The organism is Streptomyces sp. AcH 505, assembly GCF_000818175.1.
Classification (GTDB): Bacteria; Actinomycetota; Actinomycetes; order Streptomycetales; family Streptomycetaceae; genus Streptomyces.
On sequence record NZ_JTIY01000002.1, the window covers coordinates 600,613 to 607,785 of the forward strand.

The window sequence follows — 7,173 nt, forward strand, 5'->3', positions numbered from 1 at the left end:
GGCGGCGGTGGCTGCGCCCGACGGTCTCCGCGATCTCGGCGAACGGGACACCGAAGACGTCATGGAGCACGAAGGCGACCCGCTCGGCGGGGGTCACCGATTCGAGGACCACCAGCATCCCCATGCTGACCGACTCGTCCAGCGTGACGCGGTCGGCGGGATCGGCGGCGTCCTCCGTGGCACCCGTACTGTCCCAGCGCCGCCGGTCCGGCAGCGGCTCGGGCAGCCACTCACCCGTGTACCGCTCCCGCCGCACCCGCGCCGACGCCAGGTGGTCGAGACAGATCCGTCCCGCCACCCGGACCAGCCAGGCGACGGGCGACCTGATCTCCCGCTGCTCGGCCTCCGGCAGCGCGTACCAGCGGGCGTACGTCTCCTGTACGACGTCCTCGGCGTCGTACGACGAGCCAAGCATCCGGAACGCGAGATTCAGCAGCGTGCGGCGCTCCTCGACCATGCTCCGCAGTGAGGGATCGGGCTCCCGTTCATGACTGGGCATGCAGCAGCTCCCGCTGTCCTGTGATCGTCATACCGATATGACGAGATTGCGCGTGCGGATGTGAGGCCGGCCATGCGAGGCCGGCCGGTCCGAGGATCACATTCGGCGGGGCTGTCCCGTCGTAAGGACATGACGAACCAAGACACCATCGCGGCGAACCAGGTCGTCGTCGTGGGCGCCGGCTACGCCGGTCTGCGCGCGGCCCTGCAACTCGCCCCCTTCGTACAGGTCACCCTGGTCGCCCCGGACGACCACTTCACCGAACGCGTCAGGCTCCACGAGAAGGCGGCGGGCCGGCCCGACGTGACGCATTCCCTGCGTACGATCCTGCGGGACACCGGCGTCACCCACGTCGCCGCGCTGGTCACCCGTATCGACACGGCAGCCGCCGAGGCGCACACCGACGCGGGCCACGTCCTGCGCTACGACCGGCTCGTGTACGCGCTCGGCAGCCGGACAGGCGGTATCGGCCTGACCGGCACCGCGGAGCAGCGGGCCTTCTCGGCGGAATCGGCGGCCGAGCTGTACAAGCGGCTGCGGGACGGCTCCGGATCGCTCACGGTGGTCGGGGGAGGGCCGACGGGGGTCGAACTGGCCACCGAACTGGCCGAGTCCCACCCGGGGTGGACCGTCGGCCTGGTCACGGGCGGTGAGATCGTGCCGAGCGTCGGTGCCAAGGGCCGCGCGCACGTCCGCTCGGCCCTGCTCGACCGGCGGGTACGCGTCGAGGAGGGTCGTCATGTCGGCGGCCCGGACGAGATCGACGCCGATGTCGTGGTGTGGGCGGGGTCGATGGTGCCCAACACCGAACTCGCCGTCGCCGCCGGGATCGCCACCGACAGCCGGAACCAGATCAGCGTCGACCCGGCGCTGCGTTCCCTTTCGCACCCGCACATCTACGCCACCGGTGACACCGCCGCCGTCGAGACCCCGGCGGCCGGGCGGATCCGGATGGCCTGCGCCACGGCGCTGCCGCTCGGGGCGCACGCGGCGCTGTCGGTGGTCAGGGACCTGCGCGGGCAGGAGCCGAAGCCGTTCACCTTCGGTTACGCGGCCCAGTGCATCAGTCTGGGCCGCCACGACGCCCTGTTCCAGCTCGTCGCCAAGGACGACTCCCCGCGCACCCGTGTGCTCACCGGCAGACCGGGCGCCCTGGTGAAGGAGCAGATCGTACGCACCACGGTCAGGACCATCCGGCTGGACGCCCGTCACCCGCGCGTCGCCCGGCACATTCCGGGGTCCAACTGAGCTGAGCCCGAGGCGGGTTGAGCGGGACGTCGCCGCCGGTCAGCGCGGACCGTAACGGATGACACGGGTGGGTACGACGGTGCGGCGCGCCGGCAGCGGTTCGCCCGGCGCGGCGTTGATGCGGTCGATCAGCATCTGCCCGGCCCTGCGCCCTATTTCGTCGGCGTCGTACGAGACGATCGTCAGCGGCAGCCCGATCACATCGGCGAGTTCGAAGTCGTCGAACCCGGCCAGCGCCACCGGACGGCCCACCGCACGTACCGCCCGGATGGCGCCCTGGGTCATCCGGTTGTTCGTGCAGAACAGGGCCGTCGGCGCCGCCGGTCCCGACAACAGTTCGACGGCGGCCCGTTCGGCCGTGCCGACGTCGACGAGACCGCGCCGCACGTGACGTTCGTCCGGTGTCAGACCGGCCGCCTCATGGGCCGCCCAGTAACCGCGGAACCGTTCGGCGCCGGTGTACAGCGCGGGCGGATTGCCCAGGAACCCGATCGCGCTGTGGCCGTCGGCGATGAGCTGTCCCGTGGCCTGCTCGGCCCCGCCGAAGTCGTCGACGAGCACACAGTCGGCGTCCATGCCCGCCGGCGGCCGGGCGGCCAGCACGATCGGCATGCCCCGCAGCGCCGCGGGCCCCAGATGGCGGTGACTGTTGCCCGCGGGAACGACGATCATCCCGTCGACCTGGCGGGAAGCCAGATCGGCGACAAGACCCCGCTCGCGGTCGACCTGCTCGGCCGTGTTGCTGAGCAGCATCCGCAGGCCGTGCTCGGACGCGACTTCCTGCACACCGAGCGCGAGCCGCGAATAGAACGGGTTGGCAAGGTTGGTGACGACCAGTCCGATCATGCCGCTGCCGCCGAGCCGCAGGCTCCTGGCGGTCTCGTTGCGGCGGTAGCCGAGCTCGTCTACGGCGGTCAGAACCCGTTCCCGGGTGGTCCCGCTCACCCGCGAGTCGTCCTTCAGCACCCGCGAGACGGTCATGGCGCTGACTCCGGCGCGGGCGGCGACATCACGCATCGTCGGCGCGCCGGCGTCGCTGACTCCCGGGTGTGCCATGCCCAACCGTTCCTTCGTGTCGTCGTTGCCGCGTGGGATCACCGTCCCGTCGCGGGACGAGGACGCCGTCATTCTAGGGAGTGCACGACCTAGGTCCGTACCGCGGCGGGTCCCGCCGTGTGGCGCAGCGCCCAGTGCGCGGCCCCGATCAGCGGCGCGTGGGCGGGCCGCCGTGCCGTCCTGACGAGGACCGCCGCCGGTGCTCCCGCCGCGCCGAGTCCCGCCCGTACGGCGGGCCCTATCACGTCCCAGGAAGCGGTCATCGATCCGCCGAAGACCAGCACACCGGGCCGGAACGCCGTACACCACGGCGCCAGCGCCCGGCCCAGCGCGCCGAAACACTCCTGGAGGGTACGGACGGCGCTCTGTTCGCCGTCGCGGGCCAGTGCCGCGATGTCACGCACGTCGAGTTCCGGGTCGTGGCGGCCGGTCAGCGACGCGTGGCGCGCCCGGACCGCGCGGCGCGAGACGACCTCCTCCAGGGGCAGCCCGTCGACGGTCAGCCGGTGGACCCTGCCGTCGGGCGGGACTCCGGGCCCCTCGGTCAGCGGCCGTCCGGCGGCCAGGAACGAGGAACCGATCCCGGTGCCCAGCGTGATGCACACGGCCCTGTCATGTCCGCGGGCGGCGCCCGCCCGGTACTCGCCGACGGCGAAGGCGTCGGCGTCGTTGAGGAAGCTGATCGCCCCGGGGCGCGGCAGCAGCCGCGCCAGCAGTCCCGCGCCCACGTCGACACCGTCCAGTGACTCGAACTTGCCGATGCCACGGAACCGGCCGATCCCCTTCGCGTAGTCGAAGGGGCCCGGTACGGCGACTCCCCAATGGGCGCCGGGACCGGCGCCCAGACCGTCCGCGACGGCGGCGACGGCGTCGAGGGTGTCGTCGGCCGCGGCCTGCGCGGGCACCGGGCGGCGGACGACGCTGGACGCCACCGGCTCCCAGGAGACGGTGTCCACCAGGGCCGCCGTCACATGGGTACCGCCGATCTCCAGCACGGGCACGTCACTCATCCCTCGGTCACCAGCGCCTTGACGACGTGGACGGGACCCGGGCCGACCGGACGCAGCCGGTAGGGGCCGACACCCGCGGGGACGGTCAGGGTCTCGGCGAACGCCAGGTCGTGGTGGTGTCCTTCGGCGTACTCCACCACCACACCGTCGCCCGCCGACACGTTCAGGATGTGGAAGCGCCCCCCGGTGTCGTCGTCGGCGGCCCCGGGGCCGTCGATCACGAAGCGGTGGACGGCGTAGAACATCTCCGGCAGCGCGCCGATGAGCTCCTCCCGCCAGCCCTCGCCCTCGCGCAGTGTCCGCGGCTGCTGCACGAGGTCCTTGACCACGTCGTCCCCGCGGCGCGCCGAGTCGAGATTCGCGAACCCGTGTCCGTACGAGAGCGGCCTGGGCGCCCCCGATCCCGAGGTGCGCAGCCAGTCGTAGAAGCGCAGCGGGTAGAGGTACGGGGTTGCGCTGATCTCCAGGACGAGATTTCCCTCGCCGGACGCGTGCGGGGTACCGGCCGGAATCATGAACAGCTGTCCGGCCTGCGACGGGTGGGTCTGGATGTGGTCCTCCACCCGCAGCGGCACACCGTCGTCGATCGCCGCTCGCACTTCCTTGCGCATGACGTCCACGTCCATACTCTCCCGCAGACCGAGGAACACCCGGGCGCCGGGTTCGTGCGCCGTCACGTAATACGTCTCGTGCTGGGTGTAGGGCCACCCGAAGACCTCCCTCATGTACTGCTCGCGAGGGTGGAGGTGCAGCGAGAGGTTGCCGCCGCCGATCGTGTCCAGATAGTCGAAGCGGATGGGGAACGACGTGCCGAAGCGGCGGTGCACGGGCTCACCGAGGAACTGCCCGGGATGCAGTTCGCACAGCAGCTGGAACGGCAGCTCGACCTGCGCGTCAGCGTCCTCGCCGACGAGTACGCCCGCTTCGGGGGCGATCAGCTCGTAGCCGAGGGCGGTGCTGCCGTGTGCGGGGGTGAAACCCAGTTCCCGCGCGGCCCACCGGCCGCCCCACGGCGTGGAGTTGAAGAACGGACGGGTCCTGACCGGCCCTTGGGCCAGTGCGTCCAGGGTGTCGCGCAGCGCGGCGCCGTCCAGGGACGCGGGGGAGCGCGGGTTCTGCAGATCGACCCAGCGGTCGATCCGGGGGGCGAGGGAGTCGCGGTGCCGGTCACTCACCGGCCAGTCCGTGTAGAAGAGGCTGCGCAGCTCGCCGGGGACGCCGGGCCTGCCGAGATTCACCCCGAGCGGCAGGCTGCCGTGTGCGACGGCTTCCTCCGCGTACCGCTTGGGCAGATCCGCCCACCACACGAGATCCGGTGAGCACAGCGCGGCGCCGGGTCCGAAGACCAGCAGGACGCCCTCATCGGGCCGGGCCGGGACTCCGGTGGCGGCGAAGTCGAAGAGGTCCGCCATGGCGAACCCGGCGAGCGGCAGGAAGAACGGGTCGGCGTCCGCGGCCGGTACGCAGAGCCGCTCCACGGCCGCGGCCGACCACAACGTGCGGGCGTCGAGGACCGTCACCCGATCACCGCGCTGTCGCAGCGCGCCCGCCAGTGCCTCGGCGGTCGCCGTCCAGTCCAGCGCGGCGGGGCCGTCGAGCGCCAGAACGGCCGGCGTGCGGGGTACGTCCGCCACGGCCGCCGCCCAGCCGGCGATGACGGTGCCACCGGTCGCGGGGTAACGGGGGTTGCGTTCATAGGTGCGGGGCTGGTGCACAGGTACTCCTGAAGACGGGGATGAGCAACCGAATGGATGGTATCGATAACATTCATCTCGGGCAAGATCGGCGTCCGCAAGGGCGCCGGTTGCTTGGTATGAGCGCTGCCTGGAAGCGTTCTCCGGAGAATTTATGGGACACCTCTTGTTTCAGTCAGAGTGTTGTCGTTAACATCCTGGCAATCCGGATCACCGCAGCAGGGAAGGGGAGCCATGGGATCAATCGGCGAGTCGACGAAGGGGTCGCCTCAACCGATCCGACGCCGCAGTCTGCTGGCCGGCCTCGGGGCCGGCGCCGCCGTCGCGCTGGCCGGCGGCTGCGCTCGGGGCGACAGCACGGTGGCGCTCCCCGGCACCACGTCCCTCGCCAACGACAACGCGACCTGGGACGAGGGATACACCAAGGCCGGACGGGAGTTGAAGAAGCTGACCGGCTCGTCGCTGCGTCCGCTGTCCAACCCCAACCCCACCGCCTACACGCAGGTCACCCAGATCTCCCTGCAGACGACCAAGGCCACCGACCTCATCAAGTGGGGATCGGGCTACAACCTGAAGCAGCTCGCCCGCACCGGCCAGCTCTCCGACCTGTCGGCGATGTGGGGCGCGTACGAGCGCGCGGGCTGGGTCAACAAGAGCCTGCGGGACGCCATGTCGTACCGGGGGCGGGTGTACGGGATACCGCTCTACCAGTCGTACTACGTGCTGTTCTACAACACGGAGGTCTTCCGCACCCACCGGCTGCGTCCCCCGGAGACCTGGGAGGAGCTGCTGCACAACGCGGAGGTACTCAAGAAGGCGGGCGTCACCCCCTTCGTCGCCACCCAGAGCGGCAACTGGCCCGCGTACGAGTGGTTCCAGGAACTCATCAGCAAGGTCGACCCGGGGTTCTACACGGAACTGATCGCCGGCCGGGCGAAGTACACCGATCCGCAGGCAGTGAAGGCCATGCACATCTGGGCCGACTTCATGCGCAAGGGCTGGATGACCGCCGCCGACTTCGACCAGAACAACGGTCCGGCCGCGCTGAAGACCGGCAAGGTCGGCATGTTCCTGCACGGCTCGTGGCAGTCCCAGGGACTGGCCGCCGCCGGTATGAAGCCGGGCGCCGGGTTCGACGCCTTCGTCCTGCCGCCCGTCGACCCGGGCACCCCCAGATCCGTGATCACCGAGTCCGGGGTGCTCGCCGTACCGAAGAAAGCCGTCTCCCACAAGGCCGCGATGGACAACGCGGCGAACTGGCTGAATCCGGCCGTTCAGCGGGTGTGGACCGACTTCCTCCAGGACGGCTCCGCCAACCCGGCGACGCGCCCCGGCAATCCGGTCGTGGCCCATCTCCAGCAGCGGGCGCGCAGTGAGGGCTGGACCCAGCTGCCCCGGTACGGCGAGTCCGGCCCGCCCAACCTCATTCAGGGAAACACCAACGACCTGGGAGCCTTCATGACGCAGGCCATGTCACCCGAGGCCACGCTGCGCAGCATGGCGGGCCGGGCGGCCAAGGAGTGGGCGGCGTGGAACAAGGACGAGTCATGACATCGTCCCTCGACCAGCGGCCGACGCCGACGAGCGGACCCGCGGCGGCGCGCGGGGCCGCGTCCGCGGGACCCGCCCGCCCGAGGGCGCCACGCCGGACGCGGGACCGGCTGGG

General features: G+C 71.2%; 6 protein-coding genes. 2 read left to right on the top strand and 4 right to left on the bottom strand.

Annotated elements, in window-relative coordinates:
- Positions 1-499, bottom strand: a 499-nt coding sequence (locus HY68_RS45815; protein ID WP_041998704.1) for a sigma-70 family RNA polymerase sigma factor, incomplete at its 3' end; no start/stop codon positions are given.
- A gap of 129 nt (positions 500-628) precedes the next feature.
- On the opposite strand from HY68_RS45815, the gene HY68_RS32810 reads away from it, so the two are divergent.
- Positions 629-1,747 (top strand): FAD-dependent oxidoreductase, encoded by a 1,119-nt coding sequence (locus HY68_RS32810; RefSeq protein WP_041998707.1) that lies wholly within the window; start codon positions 629-631, stop codon positions 1,745-1,747.
- Positions 1,748-1,786: 39 nt separating this feature from the next.
- On the opposite strand, the gene HY68_RS32815 is transcribed toward HY68_RS32810, so the two are convergent.
- The 3 genes from HY68_RS32815 to HY68_RS32825 form a co-directional block, all read right to left on the bottom strand.
- Complete coding sequence (locus HY68_RS32815; RefSeq protein WP_198533514.1) at positions 1,787-2,764, bottom strand: LacI family DNA-binding transcriptional regulator; 978 nt, start codon at positions 2,762-2,764, stop codon at positions 1,787-1,789.
- A gap of 128 nt (positions 2,765-2,892) precedes the next feature.
- Entirely contained in the window at positions 2,893-3,813 is a 921-nt protein-coding gene (locus tag HY68_RS32820; protein ID WP_041998710.1) for an ROK family protein, read from the bottom strand.
- A complete protein-coding gene (locus tag HY68_RS32825; protein ID WP_041998714.1) occupies positions 3,810-5,528 on the bottom strand; it encodes a class I mannose-6-phosphate isomerase in 1,719 nt (572 codons plus the stop codon). Before HY68_RS32825 ends, HY68_RS32820 begins: the two co-directional genes overlap by 4 nt.
- Before the next feature lie 213 nt (positions 5,529-5,741).
- Here HY68_RS32825 and HY68_RS32830 point away from each other — a divergent pair, with 213 nt between their 5' ends.
- Positions 5,742-7,058: an extracellular solute-binding protein gene (locus HY68_RS32830; RefSeq protein ID WP_041998717.1), complete on the top strand. Its 1,317-nt coding sequence runs from the start codon at positions 5,742-5,744 to the stop codon at positions 7,056-7,058.
- The last annotated feature ends 115 nt before the right edge of the window (positions 7,059-7,173 follow it).

Excerpts from the sequence above, each read along its gene's own strand:
- HY68_RS32810 (WP_041998707.1), top strand. The coding sequence starts at position 629 with ATGACGAACCAAGACACCATCGCGGCGAACCAGGTCGTCGTCGTGGGC.
- HY68_RS32815 (WP_198533514.1), bottom strand. The coding sequence starts at position 2,764 with ATGCGTGATGTCGCCGCCCGCGCCGGAGTCAGCGCCATGACCGTCTCG.
- HY68_RS32820 (WP_041998710.1), bottom strand. The coding sequence starts at position 3,813 with ATGAGTGACGTGCCCGTGCTGGAGATCGGCGGTACCCATGTGACGGCG.
- HY68_RS32830 (WP_041998717.1), top strand. The coding sequence starts at position 5,742 with ATGGGATCAATCGGCGAGTCGACGAAGGGGTCGCCTCAACCGATCCGA.